The following is a 21,753-nucleotide window of genomic DNA, read 5'->3' on the forward strand; positions in this document are numbered from 1 at the left end:
AAAAGAAATTAGTAGGTTCTAAAAATCAAGTTAATATATTTTGTATAGAATGAAGTACTATATAAATAATAATATAGAGAAAGAATTAGATAATAACATAATAACTGCCCTTATAATTCTTCCATTACAATGATAAACAAAGGAGCACGCCTGTGAAGACAATAATCTTTTTAGGAGCAGGTGCATCTAAATCGGAAGGCGCACCGTTGCAAGATGAATTATTTTTTGAATACTTTAAAGAATTTTCGACAGATGATAAATATTATAATATTTTAGAAGAGTTTTTTATGAAAACATATAATATTAATGTTAAGGACGCTAAAAAGTTTCCAAAATTCGAAGAAATATTAGGATTGCTTTATACAGCGGAAAAAAGACGAGAATCCTTTTACTTTAATATAAATGAAATCAAAGAAGGAATTATTTTTTCTATGGCTGAAATATTAAATATGAAGTTAATAAACTACTCAAAGCATCACAATCAAATGATTGGTACGCTGAAAAGACAGGGATTGATTAACAAAATTATTTTAATCACTACTAATTATGATTTGTTAATTGATAGTGCGATACTTAATAATAATATAAATGTTGATTATGGTTTTAAAAACTTTTATAGAAATAACAATAACATTAGTTTACCTTTATATAAAATATATGGATCATTAAATTGGAAGTATTGCGATGTCTGTGATGAATTTATAATATCTTCTGGAGAGACTTTGAATAGATTAAGCGAAAATTTCTCCTGCAATACTTGTAATAACTTGTTTAAATCCATAATAGTTCCTCCTACTTTTTATAAAGAAATATCTAATTACTATCTAAATAACATTTATCATAATGTAAATAAAAGTTTATATGAAGTAGATAATATTATTTTTTGTGGTTATTCATTTCCAGATGCAGATTTATATATTAAGTTCATTATTAAGCGTGCAGAAATGTATAAACAAAGACCTTTTAGAGTAAAAATAATAAATAATTATGAAGGTAAAAGCATTGAAAAAATAGAAATAGAGAAAAAAAAATATGAGTTATTCTTCAATGGTGAAGTAATCTATGAAAAAATATCATTTCAAGAGTTTAGTAGAGTACCTCAACAATATATTTAAATAGTTATTATAGAATTATCAAATTTTAAAAAAGGTCTATTATTTTATTTTATAGTGCATATATATACTATAAAGGAGATTAGGAGATATAATGTTATGCAGATTATTTAAAAACAATCGTTACTTTCAATCAATAATTGATACATCGTGTGTAATAAAGATAAAAGCTTAGGTTTGGAAAAAACATGAAACAGATAAACACTTAAGTTAAAATGTTTTTACCAAATAAGGTAGAACACAATCATGCGTCATGTTACGATTTAGTAACAGGTACTTATAAGAAAGAGTACTCTCTTAAAGGAGGCGTTAATATTGATTGATGTGGACAAGATAATCAATATTATAAAATATTGTGGTCCTCAGACGTATAATGATTTTTTATTACAAGGATTTCAAGGTGAAGAAACTGACTTAGATCGATTGGTATTTAAGGGAATACTTATTAAAAAGGATGGATTTTTTGACATTTTTTAATATATTCTTCTTTTATTCTTTGATTTATGTTTAAAATAAGATACAATATTTAAGATAGTGTCAAATTACATATGGAGTTGATAAAGTGAGTAAAGTGTTGATTTTTTCTGCTTCCACTGGTGGTGGACACAATATTGCTGCAAATTCATTAAGAGAACATTTCGAAAATATGGGATATGATGCATTTACATATGATACTTTTAAGGAAACCAATACCCTCTTAGATAATGTTATAGCTAAGGGTTATGAAAGAATCGTAAGTATTACTCCTAGAACATACGGAAGGTTATATAGAGCTGCAAATAATGAAACTATAAGTCATTATGTTATTGCTATAATAACAGATGTTATCGAAAAACGTTTGTTAAAAATTATTAATGAAGAGAAGCCAGACCTTATTGTTGCAACCCACCCATTAGTAACAAATGTTTTAGGGACTCTTAAAGGTGAAGGAGAGTTTAATACGCCTATTATTTCCATAGTAACTGACTATATGATACATAGAGCTTATATCAACGATGATATAGATGCTTATATTGTTGGTAGTGAGTATACTAAAGAAACTATGATGCGTAAAGGTGTACGGGATTCCAAAATTCATTCTTATGGTATTCCTGTTAGGAAATCATTCCTAGATTATAGTGGCGTAGTTAAAAAAGATTATAATGTAGATTTATCTGTCCTGTTAATGGGAGGTTCTATGGGAGCATCTCAATTAGAAAAAGCCTTGCAAAGTCTTATTAAAACCGAACATTATTTAAAAATTATGGTAGTTTGTGGAAATAATCATAGAATGAAGAAAAGAATAGAAAAAATTGTAGAAGAGGATAATGGTTCTAAAAAAATAGAAGTATACGGTTTTGTAGAACAGATACCAGAATTAATGGATAAAGCAGATGTAATTATTACTAAGCCTGGTGGACTTACAACAACAGAAGCGATTATAAAAAATATTCCAATGATTATACCGTATTATATTCCAGGACAAGAAGAAGAGAATGCTGATTTTCTTGTAGAAACAGGTATGGCAATTAAAGTTAATAAGATTAAAGAACTTAGTATAGTGGTAGATCATTTAGTGAGAAACAAAGATATTCTCGATTCAATGGCCAGTAATATGTCCGAGATAGCAAAAGAACAATCAATCGAAATGATTATAAAATTAGGCAATGAATTAATAAATCTTTATAAAGAGAAGAAATTACTATGACTTAAGCTTCATAGAATTGCGTAATATTTAATGAGAGTGCTCTAATTTTCTTGATTTCATCTTATGAAAATGACACAAAACTATTTACATGGCTTAAAACTTGATACTATGAGTAAAGCTACACTTTTTATAGTGCAGCCTTACTTTCAGTATTTAAATTTTGATATTTCTCTTTGCATATTATCAGCTAATTTAGCTAACTGGTCACTTGCATTTGATACTTCTTCCATACTTGCAGTTTGTTCCTCTACAGAAGCGGAGATTTCTTCTGTAGACGAAGAATTTTCTTCAGCGATAGCAGCTAAATCGTGTAGATTATCTATTATTACATCTTTTTTTATTTGAATTTGTTCTGATGATTGTTTAAGCTCTTTTACCTTTTGTTGAATATTTTGTATTCCTTCTGCAATTCCTTTAAACTTTTCTTCTGTATTTTTTATTTCCTTTGATTGTTTAGCTACAATTTCATTCGTAACTTTTTTCATGGTATTAACTGCCTCAAATGCTTTAGTATTTAGTGTGACTACAACTGTTGAGATTTCTTGTGAGTGTTCATTGCTTCTTTCTGCTAATTGTCTTATTTCGTCAGCTACTACAGCAAAACCTTTACCAGCTTCACCAGCGCGTGCAGCTTCGATACTGGCATTTAATGCTAATAAGTTAGTTTGCTCTGCAATTCCTTTTATAGAAGAGCTTGCTATATCTATAGCTTCAGCGCTTTCTTTTGTTTGTTTAATTATTTGATATACCTCTTTAGATGAACTTTCACTTTCTTGTGTAGCGTTAATTAATCTTGTTACTATGTCTATACCTTCTTCTTTTAGCTTAAATACATTTTTAGAGATTAAATCTAATTCGCTTACTTTCTCTTGATCTTTATTAATTAAATTTCCTAATTCATTTGCATTCTCAGAAGCATTTTCTGTTTTCTCTGCTTGATTATTTGCTCCTAGGGCAATATCTTCTACTGCTCTAGAAACTTCAATAGATACACTTGCGTTTTCTTGCATATTAGCGCTGAGCTCTTGAGATGATGAACCTACACTATCAGCATTCATACCTATATTTCTAAAAATACTTTGAAGATTTTCTCCCATATTGTTAAACGCTTTTGCAAGTTGTCCAATTTCATCTTTACTAATATCAGATGCCTTTTCTTTTAGATTTCCCTTTCCAAATTCATCTGCTACTCTGACAACACTTTTAAGACGATTGACAACCAAGGTGTTAGAAAGAGTCCAGGTAAGTATTAGTGATAGTATTATGACACCTAATATAAACCCTGATAATGCTATAGTCCTATTTAAAACGATTGGTTTGATGTCTTCTATGTAAATGCCTGTCCCTACAATCCATCCCCATTCTTTAAAACCAACGACATAGGTTATTTTAGGTTCTATTCTTTCCGCATTATCATAGTACTGCCATTGATATTCTACATATCCCTCTCCTAAATCAGTTACTACATTTACCATATCTTGAAATAGATAAACTCCATCAGGATCTTGATTATCTTTAACGCTTTGCCCTTCAAGAGCTGTATTGAAAGGATGCATTATCATAATATGATCAAAATCGTTGATCCAGTAGTAGTCTTCCATTCTATTACCATATCTTATATTTTCAATAGTTTCTATAGCTGCATTTTGAGCTTCATCTCTAGTCAAATCACCCAGTTGTTCTAAATTATAATAATGTTCAATAATTGTTAAACCAATTTCTCCATTTGATTTAACTTGATCTTTTTTAGCTTCGTAGATATCATCTCTAACACTTGGAACAATGTAAAATAACGATAGTAATATAAACAGTACAATTGGTACAATTGATAAAATAAATAGTTTTGCGCTTAGTTTCTCTCTGATAGATTTCAATTTTTTCGTCCTTTCCATAACAGATTTAATGTTAAAATTAATATTATTTTAAGATAGGAAAGTTAGACTGTTCCCAAATTTACCTATCTTACTTGAAGCATGTAGAAGAGTTTCTTAAATACAAGTGCTTACTTATTGTATATAACCCAAAAAATAAGTTTCAAACTAATTATATAATCTATTTATAAATCAATGCTTGCTTTTTATTATAGTTCAGGGCTATCGCATGAAAAAAATAGAAAAGATGGAATGAAGTTAGCGAAGGTATTGTTTGTAATGTTATAAAAATACTCTATATAGCTAGCTGCTTTAATATGTTTTTTTAAAAAGCGTTCGCGCAGAACCCTTAAATGCACTTTTCATGCGATTGCCGTGTATTATAGTTAAGTTAGGCTTTCATATAAAAAAGATTAAAAGTTCTATAGAATATATTTTGATTTTACTAAAAATAGTTTAAATGTTACCAAATAACATTGATTGACCACATGTGACTTGTATATTTAATTAATATTAATTATACTTGACTAATAATCTTAAAGGAGATGTATATGATGAGTGAAAATCGAGAAAAAGAATTACTGAAGAAACTTAATGAAATGGAGAATAAATTTAATAACGACACTGAAAAAAAGAATGTTATTATTACATTGAAAGACAATTTAGAAAAATCTGAATTTAGTGGACCAGAAGCTGATGTTAAGAAGATACAAAAAGATTTAATTTCAGTAATAATTGAATTGCTAACGTGGATATAACATTAATACAAAGAACTGTCGCTATTGTGATAGTTTTAGGTTACATAAATAATAATTAATGAATATACTTTATAAAAAGGTGAATAAGATGAAAAAAACAATATCTCCCTTGTTAAAACTAGGAATAATAGTATCTGTAATACATACTTTAACAATAAACTTTATTACGCCAATACCAGATTTCCTTTCATTGACAATTCTCATGGTAGCAGTAGCGTTGATTATTGTTGGTGGAATCAAATCAAAATACAAAGATAAAGCTGATTAAAGGATAAAAAATATGGAAATTTTATTAGAATTAGTCTTTGAAATTGTGGTTGAAGGAATTTTTGCAGGTGTATACTACGTTTTTAATAAGTTTTTTAAAGATAAAGTAACTACTAAAACTGCAAAAATAATATCTGCAACTTTAACAGCAATTATAATTGTAGGCGCAGTTATCATACTTATTTATATACTAGATAAATTGATTAATACTAATTAATGTACTTTCTATTCTACAGGCAAATTAATCGTATATTCTTATATGTTTTGGTAATATTAGCTTGTATTATAAAGCAAATATTAGTATAATGATGACTTATAATATGTATTTAATCACGCAACTAATTAGCAGTATTAGTCGAATATTATCGATTATAATAAATACAGGCAATCCTTGCGATTGCTTTTAATATGTCTATAAATGTAATGAAGATATTTATAGACGTATTTATATCCACTTATAAACAAAGTATTATTGATTAATGGGAGTGATGAGATGGAAACCAACATGTCAACTGTGTATAATCCGAAAGAAATAGAAGAAAAATTATATTCTCACTGGGAGTCAAAGGGATACTTCAGGCCTGAGATTAATCCTAAGGGGGATCCATATACTATTATTATGCCACCACCTAATATTACAGGTCAGCTCCATTTAGGTCATGCCTTCGATGGTACTTTGCAAGATATTTTAATTAGATGGAAGCGTATGGAAGGTTACGCTGCACTGTGGTTGCCCGGTACAGATCATGCAAGTATCGCAACAGAAGTAAAAGTTGTAGAGAAGATCAAAAATGAAGAAGGTCTGTCAAAAGAAGATATAGGACGAGAAGAATTTTTAAGTAGAGCGTGGGACTGGGCAGGAGATTATAAAAAGAGGATTACTGATCAATTTAAAAAACTAGGTGCTTCTTGCGATTGGTCGAGAGAACGATTTACTATGGACGAAGGTTGTAGTGAAGCAGTAAAAGAGGCTTTTATTAAATTATATGACAAAGGTTTGATATATCGAGGAAATAGAATTATTAACTGGTGTCCTGATTGTAAGACCGCTCTTTCTGATGCTGAAGTAGAGTATAGTGAAAAGGAAGGTCACTTTTGGCATATTAGATACCAAATTAAAGACAGTAATGAATTCTTAGTCGTAGCGACAACTAGACCAGAAACAATGCTTGGTGATTCAGGAGTTGCAGTTCATCCATTAGATGAAAGGTATAAACATTTAATAGGAAAAACTGTTATTCTACCATTAATGGACCGCGAGATACCAATTGTAGGCGATAATTATGTAGATATGGAATTTGGTACTGGTGTAGTAAAAATGACTCCAGCCCATGATCCCAATGATTTCGAAGTAGGTCTACGACATAATCTAAAACAGATAAGAGTAATGAATGATGATGCTACTATGAACGAATTGGCTGGGAAGTACCAAGGTCAAGATCGTATGGAAGCTAGACATAGAATTGTAGAAGATTTACAGACTTTAGGTAATTTAGTGGAAATTGAAAAACACGATCATAATGTAGGTGCATGTTATCGTTGTGATACAATAGTAGAGCCTATTATCTCAAGGCAATGGTTTGTGGATATGAAGCCACTAGCTGATCCAGCCATTGAGGTTGTTAAGAATGGAACTACACGCTTTATACCTGATAGATTTAATAAGATTTACTACAATTGGATGGAAAATGTTAGAGATTGGTGTATTTCGAGACAGCTATGGTGGGGGCACAGAATTCCAGCTTATTACTGTGATGAATGTGGAGAAGTAATGGTTGCTAAAAAGCAGCCTGATACTTGTTCTAAATGTAATTCAAATAGTATAACACAAGACGAGGATGTATTAGATACATGGTTTAGCTCTGGATTATGGCCTTTTTCAACATTAGGCTGGCCAGACAAAACAGAAGATTTAAAAAAGTACTACCCAACTGATGTACTAGTAACTGCTTACGATATTATATTTTTCTGGGTAGCAAGAATGATTTTTTCTGGTGTAGAACATACTGGCGAGACGCCTTTTAAAGATGTATATATTCATGGACTTATAAGAGACTCCCAAGGTAGAAAGATGAGTAAATCTTTAGGAAATGGTATAGATCCATTAGAAGTTATAGATCAGTATGGTTCAGATGCCTTAAGATTTACTATTATAACTGGGAATGCAGCAGGCAATGATATTAGATGGTCAGATGATAAAGTGATATCTAATAGAAACTTTGCAAATAAGATCTGGAATGCATCTAGGTTTGTAATGATGAACATTGACGAAAATACATTAGAACAAGAGTGTATAGCCTTAGACAATTTACAAAATGCTGATAAGTGGATTATTAGCAGATTAAATAATATTGTAACTGAAGTTACTGATAATATGAGTAAATATGAGCTAGGAATTGCAGCACAAAAATTATATGATTTTATATGGAATGAATTTTGTGATTGGTATATTGAACTTGTTAAGTCTAGGTTGTATAAAGATACAGATAAAGAATACGATAAAGTTGCTGCTCAGTATACACTTGCTTTTGTACTAAAAAATGTTCTAAAGTTGTTACATCCTTTTATGCCTTTTATTACTGAAGAGATATATACTAATTTAGTAAATGAAGAAACTATTATGAATGCAAAGTGGCCTATTTACATGGAAGAATTAAACTTTGCTACAGAAGAAAATGAGATTGAATTAATTATGAATACTATTAAAACTATTCGTAATATTAGAGCGGAAATGAATGTAATACCTTCTAGAAAAGCAGAAATTTTAATTACAACTCAAGATAAAGAAACGGAAAATATCATTTTAAAAGGTAAAGAATATATTATGAGTTTAGCAAATGCAACAAATGTAAAAGCTGTTGAAAAATTTGAAATACCTGAAAATGTAGTGAGTGGCGTTATAAATGGTGGAGAAATATTTATTCCCATGTCTGACTTAATAGATAGAGAAAAAGAAATCGAAAGGTTAACAAAAGAAAAAAATAATCTAGAAAAAGAAGTAGAAAGAGTAACAAAAAAGTTATCTAATAAAGGCTTTGTTGGTAAGGCACCAGAAAATATTATAAAACAAGAACAAGATAAGAAAGAAAAATACGAAAAAATGCTAAATAATGTGATGGAAATGTTAACAAAGCATAAGTAAGTCAAGAGTTCCCTTTTGTTTAATATATTATAAATAATAGTGATTTTTGTCGAAAGATGTTGTATGAAACATGTTGAAATAAGGCAGATTATCATATAAAATTTAATATAACGTAAATAAACATAAATAAAGGGGATGTGTTATATGAGAAACGTTTACGTATGTATAAAACATTTAAAGGATAAAATGGATTTTTTAATAGATGGTAACATTGAAAATTTACAAAAACCTGAAGTAATAAACATAAGCCAAGAATTGGACAAGTTAATTTATAAGAGCATGCTGTTAAAAGATGAAGATAAATCAATTAAGAGCAAATCTCATAGCTAAAATAATATGTAGTTTTGATTGGACGATATAACATTACTTAGTTTGATTTAAGTTTGTCTAAAATAGTTACTTATCTCCCTTTATGAGTAATTGCAACGTTGATTTAATAATAAATAAACTATAAGAATTAATCTTTAAAATACAACTAAAAAGCACTCTCATGTTATGAATGTAACGTGTGGGTGCTTTGTCTTTGTCTATAGTTAATATAATAAACAAACATATAATTTTTACATTTTAGTTATTGTCTCTAGCATACATAGCTGTTCAAACTGTGGGAATGTGTACAAGAGTTTAGTAAAATAATGAAGTGGGAGTTAAATTCCTAAAAAAAGAGAGATTAATTAATATTCAGTGGGGCATAAGATAACCCTACTGAATAAAGTTTAACCTTATTTAATAAGAGTATTAATAATCTCAGTATACAATTTATCTCCATTATTATCCCAATTTGAGCACATAAATTCTGCTTGCTTTATACTTACAACGTTTATATTTAAATCTATAAGGGATATATCATTTTCGAATAATTTAAGATTTACTATGAAAACTCCATCACCTTGTTTTTTATATGTTGACTGATATTTTACTTGTTTTAATAATTTGTCTTTGTTTTGAGATATGAACATACCAATTATCTCTTTAATATATGATGGGACCCTACTTTCAAATAAGTGTAATGTTGATTTGCCTGTTTCAGAAATAGAATAATATAGACCTCCTGTATCAGAAAACTCAACGACGAATTTATCGCTTTTTAAGCTATCAACTAAAAATTGGATATCAAAGTAACTGATTTGTATATTTTCCAATATTATCTGGGTGATTTGGTCTTTAGTAAGTGGAGTTTTAAAATGGTTTAGAGCATATAGTATAATTAATTTGTTTTCTAGTATATTTTCTGAATCAAAATACATTTGATGTCACCAACTTTCATATATATCATTATACCAGAAAGTTAGATATTTAAAATAAGATTTATAATTAAGGTTTTTTTTTATTAAAGATGAATAAGCTTGTTATCTCTTAAATACTATTTAATATTGAAGTTAAAATAGGAGGGGGATATTATGAAAGTATTTTTTCTATCGAAAAAAGCTATGTATATTATTTCAATTATCTTAGTAGTGATAATATTGGCAGTAGTTTTTATTTCATCTAAAGGAGAAGATCTATCATCAGTATTTTTAGCTAAAAATAAATTGATACCAATTTATAGTGTTGAGACAGAAGAAAAGGTTGTAGCTGTATCGTTTGATGCAGCTTGGGGAGATGAATATACTCAAGAAATATTGGATATATTAGAGAATGAAGAAATTAAGACTACTTTTTTTTTAGTTAGTTTGTGGATAGATAAATATCCAGATCAAGTTAAAGCGATAGTAAAAGCAGGTCATGAAATTGGGAATCATTCAAATAGTCATCCCGATATGGCAAAACTAGATAAAGATAAAATCGCTGAAGAACTTAAATTAACTAATGATAAAATTTTTGAATTCACCAATAAAGATACCGTTTTATTTCGACCACCTTTTGGGTCATATAGCGATGATGTAATAAAAATTGCACAAGAGCAAGGTTGCTTTACTATTCAATGGGATGTAGATTCCCTAGATTGGAAGAATGAGGGTAAAGAACAAATAATAAATAGGGTTGTATCAAATATAAGGCCTGGTTCCATCGTTTTATTTCACAACAATGCAGAATACACAACGGCTGCATTACCGACTATTATAAAAGAATTAAAAGATCAAGGTTATGAAATAGTTCCTATATCTGAGTTGATCTACAAAGAAAACTATACTATTGACCACACAGGAAGACAACTATCTAACACTACTAAAAAGTAAAATGTTACATATACTAATATAGACTTTTAAAATTTTACTTAGGAGAAAAGATATGAAAATTATAGGTATTATAGGAACTCACGGCAAAACATCAATATTGTTTATACTGGAATCTTTATTCTCAAAGTGTAATAAAAATGTTGGCGTAATAGGCGATCTAGGGGTGCGTATAAATAGAAACAAATTATCTATTAATGCAGACCACGAAGCTATAAAAGAGATGAAAAGAAATAATGTAGAATATCTTATAATAGAGCTTCATTCAGTGAGCCATGTTGAAAACATATTTTTTGACTGTATAGTCTTTAGCGATTTTAATACATGTGGAGATTCATTAGAAGATTTAACATTATATAGGAATGCAATTAATAATAGTAAAAGTGTTATATTAAACTCTGATAGCGATAAAAGTCTTAGTGTAATAAAAGGGATTTCAAATTTGTACATTATTACCTACGGATTAAATAACAAAAATACTGTGACAGCATCTACTATTGCAATTGTTCAAGAGAAGATACAATATAATTATTATCTGCAAAGAGGTATTACTACTATGACAGGTAAAGAAGTTGATGTTCAAGAGATACTTGTTGAGTTAAACCTGATAGGATATCAAAATATATACAATACTTTAGCTGCAATTACTACTGGCATAATATTTGATTTAAATATTGAAAAAATGATTTTAGGCCTAGGAGAAATTAACCAAATTCCAAACAGGTTAGAAATTAAAAAAAATAAAGATATAACACTCTTGATAGATTTGGCTAAGGATAGTTATTCATTTAAAATGTTTTTTGAAACTTTACAATATCTTTTTTATAAGGATTTATATATTGTAATTGCTATAGAGAATTTAGAGTTTTTATCCTGTGAAGCAACTATTAATGATTTTATTGAAGACTTTCCATTGATACAAGGTGCAAATATATGTGTAGTGGGAAAGTTAACAGAAAAATTACTAGACAAAGATAGTAGAAAGCTATTTGTTGAAGTAATTATAAGGAATAAGATAAAGTTTGTTCATTATATGACCTTTAATAATTACTTAAGTGACTATTTACCTAAATTAAATAAAAATGACTTAATTGTATGGATCGGATGTAGAACAATACTAAAAGATATGTTCTAAAATTTTATTCTGATGAATAATATAATCTAGAAATCATTTTATACTTGAAGGGAGAAAACTATCATGTCAGATAATTTACTAGAAACTAACAAAGTCACTTTAATTGGAGATTTAGTGAGTGACTTCGAATATAGTCATACAATATTTGGAGAAGTATTTTACAAAGTGAAAATCGAGGTACCAAGGCTTAGTGATAATATCGATCAGTTGCCTGTTATTATATCAGAGAGATTGTTAGTAGATCAATCATTTGGATTAGGGGATCAGGTAACAATTAAGGGGCAGCTGAGGTCATATAATAGAAAAGTTGATGAAAGAAGTAAACTTATTCTAGTAATATTTGCTAAAGATATAGTACTGACCGATGAAGATAGTCCAGATAGAAGTAATCCTAATTCTATTTTTTTAAATGGTTTTATCTGTAAACCAACAATATATAGAGAGACACCCTTTGGAAGAGAGATATGTGATATATTGCTAGCAGTTAATAGAATGTATAACAAATCTGATTACATACCGTGTATAACATGGGGAAGAAATGCAAGATACGCTAAAAATTTAGAAATAGGAGATCGTATTAATATATGGGGAAGGATACAGAGTAGAAATTATGAGAAGAAATTAGTAGGGGGAGATATACAAGAAAAAGTGGCTTATGAAGTATCAATTTCAAAATTAATAAAGGAAGAACCAAGCGAAATGAAAGAGTGCCCAGATGAGACATGATTACATACCTCTTAAGCGTTCTACAGAGAACTAAACTCTAAAGTTCAACATATACATTACAACAGGATAAAGTCTTGATCCTGGGTAAATGATTTAGAAGTTTACTACATAAAAAAATAGAATCCCACATGGGATTCTTAAGAGCTCTGGTTCCTTAAATTGTACTTACCATAAGCATTAAGTAAATGAATTTTATATACCCAGAGGAACGTAGTACTAAACTACAACGTATCCTCTAGAGTCATTTATTCTAAGATTAGTGACTAATAGTTCGATTATAGGTTAAACTCTTCTGCTATAGTTTTTACAGCTAATTGTTGGTCTTGTGTATTAATTACATATGAGATTTTTATTTCTGAAGTTGTAACCATATCAACTTCTATATCAGCATTAGCTAATAAAACAAAAATTCTAGCAGCAACACCAGATTGACTTCTCATACCAATACCAACTACAGATAATTTTGTTATACGCTCATTTATACTTAATCCTATCTGAGGATATTTTGATTCAAAGAACGATAAAACTTCTTTTGCTTCTGTTAGCTCGTTTGTAGGTACCGTAAAAGATATATTAACTGTATTATCTCTAGGAGAAGTTTGACTAATCATGTCAATATTCACATCTTTATTTGCTAGCCTATCAAATATTTCAGCAGTAACTTTTATACTATAGGGCACATAGCTTAAAGTTATCATTGCATCATTATTATCTATTGCTAAGCCTGTAATTGCAGTACTTTCCATGGTTTTATCACTCTCCTTAATTGTAGTACCTTGTTTATCACCCATACTGGACGCAACGTAAATTGGAATATTATATTTTTGACCAATCTCAATAGCTCTTCCATGCATAATACCAGCACCTAGGCTTGCCATTTCTAACATTTCTTCATAGCTAATTGAATCTAATTTTTTTGCTTTAGGATATACTCTCGGATCTAATGAATAGATTCCATCAACATCTGTATATATTTCACAAGGACATTGTAGTTTGCTTGCAATTGCAACTGCAGATGTATCAGATCCACCTCTGCCTAATGTAGTAATATCACTATTTTCATTAATGCCTTGAAACCCTGCAACAATAACTATCTTATCGTGTTTTAAATGTTTTCTAAGAGTGCTATCATCTATATCTGCTATGCGAGATTTCATATGGTTTCCTACAGTTTTAATGCCAACTTGTGATCCAGTTAATGAAATAGCAGCATATCCTGCTTCATTTAAAGCCATAGATAGAAGAGAAATTGATACTTGCTCACCTGTTGATATAAGCATATCAACTTCTCTTTTAGGTGGATTATCAGATAACTCATATGCCATTTCTAATAGTTTGTCAGTATTGTCTCCCATTGCAGATAATACTACGACCATCTTATAACCCTTTTTTTTATTTGATATAATACGTTTTGCTACATTCTGGATTTTCTCGATAGTACCTACAGAGGTACCACCGTATTTTTGTACAAGTATTTTCACTAAAAGATTCTCCCTTATATACGGTAATCACCATATTAATTGAAATATTTATCAATAAATAGATATAGATTATTAACCTCTTAAGTCTTCTAACATTTGTGTTTTAGATATGGTTTTTTCATCTTTTGTTTCTTTAATAACTTTAGCAGGTGACCCGGCAACTACTGTTCCTGCAAGTACATTTTTAGTAACTATTGCGCCAGCGGCAATAACAGCACCTTTACCCACGTGAACACCTTCTAGTATGACAGCATTAGCACCTATTAGAACATCGTCTTCAATTATTACTGGAGCCTTACTTGGTGGCTCTAGCACGCCTGCCACTACTGCACCTGCTCCAAGGTGTACATTTTTTCCAAGTTGACCTCTAGCTCCAATTACGGCGCCCATATCGACCATTGTTCCGTCTCCGATGTTTGCTCCTATGTTTATAACAGCACCCATCATAATCACGCAATTATTGCCAATATGAGCACCTTCACGAATGAAAGCACCAGGTTCAATTCTCGCATTTACTTCAGTTACATCTAGCATAGGGACTGCAGAGTTTCTTCTATCATATTCAAAGCGACAAGTACTTATTTTATCGGAAAACTTTTCAAGAAATTCTGTTAAAGTGGACTTTTCGGCAAAAATAATGCATGATTCAGGGTTTCCATAATACTCTATCCCTTTTAAATCATCAGAGCTAAGATTACCATTTACATAGGCCTTAACAGGAGTTGTCTTTGTAACTGCTTTTATATATTTTGCGATTTGGTACGGATCGGTTAAATCAAATTGTTTTTTTAATTCTTCATTTGTCATAGTACTACTCCTTCTGCTCACATTTGTAAGCTATTAGTATTTAATTGAATATACACATAATTAGTATAGGTTGAGCTAAGATTTTAGGACTTTTCTCATATCAAAGAATCCATTTTCTTTATTAGTAATAAATTTTGCTGCTTTTATTGCGCCTTTTGCAAATACCTTTTTAGATGTGGCTGTATGTTTTATTTCAATTATCTCATCTTCGCCTGCGTATATAACAGTATGTTCACCAGAAATTGTGCCACCTCTTACTGCGTGAATACCAAGTTCTTTACTATTTCGTCTTGTGGATTTTCCTTCTCTTCCATATGTGTACTCTAGGGAATTATTTAATGCATCATTTATTTCATTAGCTAACATTAAAGCTGTACCACTTGGTGAATCTACTTTTTTATTATGATGCTTTTCTATTAACTCTATATCAAATTCTTCCAATTGTTTTGCTGCCTCTGCTACTAATCCTAAGAGTACATTGATTCCAATTGACATGTTTGCTGTTCTAAATATTGGAATAATTTTAGAGGCTTTCAAAAGGGACTGTTCATTTTCTGCAGTCAGACCTGTTGTTGCCATTACTAGAGCTACTTGTTTGTCTAATGAATATTTTAAAACACTATTAAAAGCAGTATAGTGAGAAAAATCAATAATGACATCAATTTTTTCATTGCATTTATCTATATCAGTATATACCTTATAAGAGTTATTATTATTCTCAGTGCTATCATATCCAGCTATAACCTGCATATTTTTTTCATTGCTAATTAGTTCTTGTAAAACTCTACCCATTCCACCATTGCATCCAGATAAAAGTACATTAATCATATGTTATCAACCTTCCTATAATATGCCATATGCATTCATTTCATCTTTAAGAACTGTTATATGATTTTCTTCCATTTCTAGCAAAGGCATTCTTAAAGGACCTACTTCCATTCCCATTAAATTCATAGCAGTTTTGATTGGAATAGGGTTTGACTCTATGAATAAGGCATTATTTAAGCTATTCATCTTTAATTGTAAAGATAGGCTCTCTTGAACTTTTCCTTCTAAGTATAGATAAACCATATTATGCATGTCTTTTGGTATTATATTAGCAGAGACACTTATAACACCTTTTGCTCCTAAGGATAAAATAGGGACTACTTGGTTATCATTACCAGAATAGATATTAAAATCTTTAGGACATAACCTTGCTACTTCGACAATTTGTACAATATCACTACTTGCTTCTTTAACAGCAACGATATTATCAACTTTTGCCAGTGTAGAAATAGTTTCTGGTGTAATATTACATCCAGTTCTACTTGGAACATTATAAATAATAATAGGAATGGATACCTCTTGTGCAATTGCTTCAAAATGTGCAATGATACCTTTTTGTGTGCTTTTATTGTAGTAAGGATTCATTATAAGTAAGCCATCTGCGCCTACTTCCTGTGCGTACTTTGACATGGATATAGTATGAGCAGTTGAATTTGATCCAGTGCCTGCGATAACAGGTATTCTTTTATTTATTATTTCTACTGTGAATTTAATTACTTTTTTATGTTCATCTTCAGATAGAGTAGGAGTCTCACCAGTAGTACCACAAATAATTATTGCATCTGTTCCTTCTTCTACGTGCCAGTTTAATAGTTCTTTTAATTTTTCATATGCTATACCATTTTTGTTAAATGGAGTAACAATGGCTACTCCGGATCCTTGAAATAAGCTCATAATTACACTCCTTTAATTAATTTTTTATTCATTAATAGTTCTGCAATTTGTACTGTATTAGTAGCAGCACCTTTTCTAATATTATCTGCTACAATCCAAAGGTTAATGCCATTTTCAATACTCTCGTCTCTTCTAATTCTACCCACATATACTTCATCTTTACCTGCTACGCCTACTGCTGTAGGATAGTTGTTTTGTGACACATTATTTTGAACTACAATACCAGGTGATATTTCTAATAATTTTATTAATTCTTCTAAATTAAAGTCTCTTTCGAATTCAATATTAACACTTTCACTGTGACCATAGTATACTGGAACTCTAACAGTAGTAGCAGTAATTCTCAAATTATCATCGTGTAATATTTTTTTTGTTTCTTCGATCATTTTAATTTCTTCTTTAGTGTATCCATTCTCAGTGAAAACATCGATATGTGGTAATACGTTAAATGCAATAGGATGTGGATAAAATTTGTTTTCTTGACCACTAATGCCTTCTTCTAAATCTTGAGAGCCCCTAACACCAGAACCTGAAACTGCTTGATAAGTAGAGTAGATGATTCTTTTAATTTTATATGCATCGTGTAATACTTTTAATGGAACCATTGCTTGTATAGTTGAGCAATTAGGATTAGCAATAATATTTTTATGCCATTGCACATCATCTGGATTTACTTCTGGAACTATTAAAGGAACATTTTTATCCATTCTAAAAGCACTGCTATTGTCAATTACTATGACTCCATTTCTTGCTGCAATAGGAGAAAACTTTTCGCTTGTGCTACCTCCAGCTGAAAAGAGTGCTACATCAATATCTTTGTCAAATGAATTTTCGTTTAATTCTTCAACAGTGTATTCTTTACCCATAAAAGTTATTTTATCTCCAGCTGATCTTGCGGAAGCCATAGGGTAAAGATTCTCTACAGGAAAATTTCTTTCTTCTAGTACTTCTAACATCTTTCTGCCAACCATTCCAGTTGCACCAACGACTGCAACATTGTATCTTTTCATTTATATTCCCCTCCAATTAATTAACTTTGAGAAACTCACTTTGTGAGTTTTTCTCTACGCGGACATTCGCCAAATGAAAACAAGTTTTCATTTGCGGCACCTTTATCTACGCTAGTCAAATTAGCAAGCTGTTTGACTGGAGTAGATAAAGATGCTTACGAAAAGTTCCTTTCGCTTGGCTCATTGTCTTCGCGATAAAAAAAACTAGTTTTATAAAAAACTAGCTGTATGTTTTAAAAAATATGTTTGTATAAAACAAATTATAACATAACAGATAGCTCCCCATCACTAAGATGACAGTATTATCGTTATTTACGATAATCCCAGCAATTTTTATCCTCAGGTAAAAATTACTTCGGCATTTTTTCCTTTCCCATTAATTCAACTGATCCTGATATCATCATTAATAGTACTAATAATAAATGCACCTCTATCAAAAGATATTTAATTATAGCATTGTTGTTTATCATTATAACAGTAAAAGTATTGAAAATAAATGAAAAACCCTATATTTTTAATTTTATTTTAAGTTATAATAATATAACGGCTCAAAAATGTCAAAGGAATATAATGTAGTGTTTATTATTATATTATTATAAAGATATGAGGATGGTTCATAGTTTTTTTTATTATTGGAGGTTATGATAGTGCGAAAGGGCATTATGGCATTAAATGAAGAAGCAGTATCAATAAGACGAAAATTACACACAATTCCAGAAGAGGGTTTTGAAGAATTCAAGACTTCTGATTATATTTACAAATATTTAATAGATTTGGGGATTGAAAATATTGAAAGAGTTGCGACTACAGGCATTGTGGCATTTATACCAGGACAATGCGACGAAACTATTGCATTTAGAGCAGATATGGATGGTTTATCTGTAGACGAAGATAATATTTGTGAGTATAAGTCAATTCATAAAGGTATGATGCATGCATGTGGACATGATGGACATATGACTATAATGCTATTACTTGCCAAGTATATAGTTGAAAATAAGATTGTATCAAAGTATAATGTACTCCTTATCTTTCAACCAGCAGAGGAAGGCCCTGGAGGTGCTAAGGTAATTATAGAACAGGGGTTGTTGCAAAAATATGCTGTTAGAAAGATATATGGATGCCATATCATGCCTACTATTGATGAGGGGAAAATAGGATGTAAGCCTGGTCCATTAATGGCGCAAACTGGTGAGTTTTATATTACAGTTCGGGGAACAAGTGCACATGCAGCATCACCTCATAAAAGTGTAGATGCAATTATGATCTCTGCTAACTTAATTAATGCACTAAATACAATTGTTAGTAGAAACATGGATCCAATAGAGACTACATTATTTTCAATAGGTACTATTAATGGTGGAACGAGAGTAAATGTAGTAGCAGGTGAGGTTAAATTAAGCGGTACTATGAGAGCATTTGATGAAAAAACTTATTATGGAATGAGAAAGAGGTTGCTCGATATATCAAAAGGTGTTGAAAGTGCTTTTAATTGTACGATTGACTGTAATGTAATAGAAATGTACCCACCTGTAGTAAATGATCAAAGACTTTATCAAGAATTTGTTGAAATAGTAAATGATTTTGATTATGAAGAAGTGTTGCCTATGATGATAGCAGAGGATTTTTCTTATTATCAAAGGGAAGTACCAGGACTATTCTTCTATTTGGGTTCAAAGAATAATCAAAAAGATTTTATATATGATTTACACCATAGTAAATTTAATTTTAACGAGATAATTTTATTAAATGCGGTAGAAATATATGCAAAAATAATAGAACAGTGATATGAGAGGAAAATAATGAAAAAAAGATTTATTACTATATTGTTTATAACGTTAATACTTGTGTCTTTACCTATTAAATTAATTAAAGCAGATGAGGGATCCTCGTTATTCAATGGTCTTTACTTAATTAACGGAGAAGTTGAGTTGCAAAGTGTAAAAATTGATATTTCTGTTGATAACTCTCAGACTAGCAGGGTAACAGCATCATATGAAATGAAAAATAATGGTAAAGAAACTCAATCTTTAACCTTGGGGACGCCATTAACCTCGTTAAAAATAAGTAATTTTAAAAATAGTTTTACACCATATAACTATAATTCAATAATAGTTAGTGGCAGTAAAATTAACGAAACTATAGAAGGATTAGATGTTGATTTTGACAATTGGAGAAATTTTAATATTCCAATGAACTTAAAACCTGGGGAAACAGCTACAGCTACAATTACGTATAATATAGAGAATAAACAAGATTATTCAGGAAAAGTAACTGTAGATATGGATATGGAACATTTAAAAAGCTGGGGTTCCCAGCCTGAAGAGGTAAATATTAAGGCTAGCTTCAATGCAAAAACGGTAAAGATATACAATTTTGATAATTACTTTAAAGTAGAGCCTACTGAGATACTAGATGAGTATGGATACATTTGGACATTGACAGGAAGAGATATGTATAGAGATATTGCTTTTAATTATTATTTTGTAGATGATGAAATAATTTCACAATTAAGAAAAATTAAAAATGGGCAAATTAATACGATGATTTCTAGTTTTAATAATAGAGATTATAGTAGGGTAATTGAAAGTGGCAAGAAATACATAGCCGATTCAAAGAATACTGAGAATCAAAATATCGTTTACTTGTTAATGGTAGATGCGTATATAGCGATTAAAGAGTATCATCAAGCATTGGCTATTTACGACTTAATAGAAATAGGAACAACTGATCTTGGTGAAATTGATGAAAAGATTCAATATAAAACCCTATACAACAAAGTTATAAGCTATAGAGAATTAAAACAATATGAGAAAATGTATGATTTAATAGATTATGAATTAAACTATTCAAGTTTAAATACTTATATGGCAAGATACCTAGAACAACAAATCGACTTAATTCCAGAGAAAGAACTTTCGCGAATAAAAGAAACTCGTACAGAACCAAGTGAATTGGAGAAATTTACCAATAAGTTTATTAAAGGAGAGTTTCAACCATTTCTTTTATTAGCAATTGGAATCATATTAATCGTTTTAATCGTTATACTTTTTATAAGAAGAAAGAAAAATAAAAATAGATTTTTTCATTAGAGGAGAATTATGTACAATAAAATGTCAAGAATATACGATGAATTAATGACAGAAGAAGTAGATTATATAAATTGGACACATTATATTCAAAAGATTTTTGCAAGATATAATGTAGAAGTTAAAGATGTCATGGATTTAGGTTGTGGAACAGGAAATATAACAATTCCTCTATCGGATATGGGATATAAAATGGTAGGAGTAGATTTATCAGAAGACATGCTAGCTATAGCAGATAGTAAAGCCTTCCTTAAAAATAATAATATAAAGTGGATATATGGAGATATGGTAGACTCTCAAGCATATGATATGTCTTATGATGCGATTATATCATGTTGTGACGCTGTAAACTATATACTTGAAGAAGACGAGCTTATGAAAATGTTTAGAAATGTCTATAAAGGGCTTAAAGAAAATGGAATTTTCACTTTCGATATAAATTCATATTATAAGATTAATCAAGTGTATAAAGACCAAGTCTTTACTTACACATCAGATAAAATAAATTATATATGGGAAAATAATTACGATGAAGATACAGACATTATCGAGTATTATTTAAATTTTTTTGTAAAGAATGATAAAGATAACGATTATACAAGGTCAGAAGAAATACATTATCAAAAAGCTTATAAAAATGAAAATATTATAGATATGTTACTAAAAGTGGGGTTTACATCTGTAGAATTATTTAAGTTTGATTCTTTTCAGATGCCTGACTTAGAAGCTGAAAGAATACAATTTTGCGCAATAAGGTGAGAAGTAATTA

21 protein-coding genes and 1 riboswitch are annotated in these 21,753 nt (G+C 29.9%); of the genes, 14 read left to right on the top strand and 7 right to left on the bottom strand.

The annotated features are described in order from the left end of the window. The first annotated feature begins 152 nt into the window (after positions 1–152). The 3 genes from GC105_RS02610 to GC105_RS02615 all read left to right on the top strand — a co-directional run bounded on the left by GC105_RS02610 (position 153) and on the right by GC105_RS02615 (position 2,799). Positions 153–1,115, top strand: coding sequence for an SIR2 family protein (locus GC105_RS02610; protein ID WP_152801401.1), 963 nt, complete (start codon positions 153–155; stop codon positions 1,113–1,115). Positions 1,116–1,427: 312 nt separating this feature from the next. After that, entirely contained in the window at positions 1,428–1,589 is a 162-nt protein-coding gene (locus tag GC105_RS16770; protein WP_193708254.1) for a hypothetical protein, read from the top strand. A gap of 85 nt (positions 1,590–1,674) precedes the next feature. After that, a complete protein-coding gene (locus GC105_RS02615) occupies positions 1,675–2,799 on the top strand; it encodes an MGDG synthase family glycosyltransferase (protein WP_152801402.1) in 1,125 nt (374 codons plus the stop codon). A 146-nt stretch (positions 2,800–2,945) separates the two neighbouring features. Here the strand turns inward: GC105_RS02615 and GC105_RS02620 are convergent, their stop codons facing one another. Beyond that, a complete protein-coding gene (locus GC105_RS02620; protein ID WP_193708255.1) occupies positions 2,946–4,673 on the bottom strand; it encodes a methyl-accepting chemotaxis protein in 1,728 nt (575 codons plus the stop codon). A gap of 551 nt (positions 4,674–5,224) precedes the next feature. Between GC105_RS02620 and GC105_RS02625 the strand changes: the two genes are divergently transcribed. From GC105_RS02625 to GC105_RS02645, 5 genes are all read left to right on the top strand, one after another. Continuing rightward, a complete protein-coding gene (locus GC105_RS02625; RefSeq protein WP_246169672.1) occupies positions 5,225–5,428 on the top strand; it encodes a hypothetical protein in 204 nt (67 codons plus the stop codon). A gap of 88 nt (positions 5,429–5,516) precedes the next feature. After that, the gene (locus GC105_RS02630; protein ID WP_152801408.1) at positions 5,517–5,696 is read left to right on the top strand and encodes a hypothetical protein; all 180 of its coding nucleotides are present in this window, start codon (positions 5,517–5,519) and stop codon (positions 5,694–5,696) included. A gap of 12 nt (positions 5,697–5,708) precedes the next feature. After that, positions 5,709–5,912, top strand: a complete 204-nt coding sequence (locus GC105_RS02635; protein ID WP_152801410.1) for a hypothetical protein — start codon at positions 5,709–5,711, stop codon at positions 5,910–5,912. A 276-nt stretch (positions 5,913–6,188) separates the two neighbouring features. Continuing rightward, positions 6,189–8,837, top strand: a complete 2,649-nt coding sequence (locus GC105_RS02640) for a valine--tRNA ligase (protein WP_152801412.1) — start codon at positions 6,189–6,191, stop codon at positions 8,835–8,837. A 144-nt stretch (positions 8,838–8,981) separates the two neighbouring features. Then, positions 8,982–9,167, top strand: coding sequence for an aspartyl-phosphate phosphatase Spo0E family protein (locus GC105_RS02645; protein WP_193708256.1), 186 nt, complete (start codon positions 8,982–8,984; stop codon positions 9,165–9,167). A gap of 392 nt (positions 9,168–9,559) precedes the next feature. Here the strand turns inward: GC105_RS02645 and GC105_RS02650 are convergent, their stop codons facing one another. Next, complete coding sequence (locus tag GC105_RS02650; RefSeq protein WP_152801416.1) at positions 9,560–10,084, bottom strand: DUF4364 family protein; 525 nt, start codon at positions 10,082–10,084, stop codon at positions 9,560–9,562. Between the two features lie 153 nt (positions 10,085–10,237). On the opposite strand from GC105_RS02650, the gene pdaB reads away from it, so the two are divergent. The 3 genes from pdaB (at position 10,238) to GC105_RS02665 (ending at position 12,875) form a co-directional block, all read left to right on the top strand. Further along, complete coding sequence (pdaB, locus tag GC105_RS02655; protein WP_152801418.1) at positions 10,238–11,017, top strand: polysaccharide deacetylase family sporulation protein PdaB; 780 nt, start codon at positions 10,238–10,240, stop codon at positions 11,015–11,017. A gap of 52 nt (positions 11,018–11,069) precedes the next feature. Further along, entirely contained in the window at positions 11,070–12,149 is a 1,080-nt protein-coding gene (locus tag GC105_RS02660) for a Mur ligase family protein (protein ID WP_152801420.1), read from the top strand. Positions 12,150–12,212: 63 nt separating this feature from the next. After that, positions 12,213–12,875, top strand: a complete 663-nt coding sequence (locus GC105_RS02665) for a single-stranded DNA-binding protein (RefSeq protein WP_152801422.1) — start codon at positions 12,213–12,215, stop codon at positions 12,873–12,875. Between the two features lie 275 nt (positions 12,876–13,150). On the opposite strand, the gene GC105_RS02670 is transcribed toward GC105_RS02665, so the two are convergent. From GC105_RS02670 to GC105_RS02690, 5 genes are all read right to left on the bottom strand, one after another. Beyond that, positions 13,151–14,356 carry an aspartate kinase gene (locus GC105_RS02670; RefSeq protein WP_343029935.1) on the bottom strand — a complete coding sequence of 402 codons (1,206 nt, stop codon included), beginning with the start codon at positions 14,354–14,356 and terminating at the stop codon, positions 13,151–13,153. 72 nt (positions 14,357–14,428) lie between these two features. Next, positions 14,429–15,163 carry a 2,3,4,5-tetrahydropyridine-2,6-dicarboxylate N-acetyltransferase gene (gene dapD / locus GC105_RS02675; RefSeq protein ID WP_152801424.1) on the bottom strand — a complete coding sequence of 245 codons (735 nt, stop codon included), beginning with the start codon at positions 15,161–15,163 and terminating at the stop codon, positions 14,429–14,431. 75 nt (positions 15,164–15,238) lie between these two features. Beyond that, a complete protein-coding gene (gene dapB, locus GC105_RS02680) occupies positions 15,239–15,991 on the bottom strand; it encodes a 4-hydroxy-tetrahydrodipicolinate reductase (protein WP_152801425.1) in 753 nt (250 codons plus the stop codon). 15 nt (positions 15,992–16,006) lie between these two features. Beyond that, complete coding sequence (gene dapA, locus GC105_RS02685) at positions 16,007–16,885, bottom strand: 4-hydroxy-tetrahydrodipicolinate synthase (RefSeq protein WP_152801427.1); 879 nt, start codon at positions 16,883–16,885, stop codon at positions 16,007–16,009. A 2-nt stretch (positions 16,886–16,887) separates the two neighbouring features. Then, positions 16,888–17,895 carry an aspartate-semialdehyde dehydrogenase gene (locus GC105_RS02690; protein ID WP_152801429.1) on the bottom strand — a complete coding sequence of 336 codons (1,008 nt, stop codon included), beginning with the start codon at positions 17,893–17,895 and terminating at the stop codon, positions 16,888–16,890. A 267-nt stretch (positions 17,896–18,162) separates the two neighbouring features. Beyond that, positions 18,163–18,336, bottom strand: a riboswitch (Lysine riboswitch). 200 nt (positions 18,337–18,536) lie between these two features. Here GC105_RS02690 and GC105_RS02695 point away from each other — a divergent pair. Genes GC105_RS02695 through GC105_RS02705 form a run of 3 tightly spaced genes read left to right on the top strand, consistent with a single transcriptional unit; the run spans position 18,537 to position 21,743 of the window. After that, positions 18,537–19,682, top strand: coding sequence for a M20 metallopeptidase family protein (locus GC105_RS02695; protein WP_152801431.1), 1,146 nt, complete (start codon positions 18,537–18,539; stop codon positions 19,680–19,682). A gap of 15 nt (positions 19,683–19,697) precedes the next feature. Continuing rightward, positions 19,698–20,987: an LPXTG cell wall anchor domain-containing protein gene (locus GC105_RS02700; RefSeq protein WP_152801433.1), complete on the top strand. Its 1,290-nt coding sequence runs from the start codon at positions 19,698–19,700 to the stop codon at positions 20,985–20,987. Between the two features lie 9 nt (positions 20,988–20,996). After that, a complete protein-coding gene (locus tag GC105_RS02705; protein ID WP_152801435.1) occupies positions 20,997–21,743 on the top strand; it encodes a class I SAM-dependent DNA methyltransferase in 747 nt (248 codons plus the stop codon). Positions 21,744–21,753 lie beyond the last annotated feature (10 nt).

It is taken from the genome of Alkalibaculum sporogenes, from assembly GCF_009362815.1.
Classification (GTDB): domain Bacteria; phylum Bacillota; class Clostridia; order Eubacteriales; family Alkalibacteraceae; genus Alkalibaculum_A; species Alkalibaculum_A sporogenes.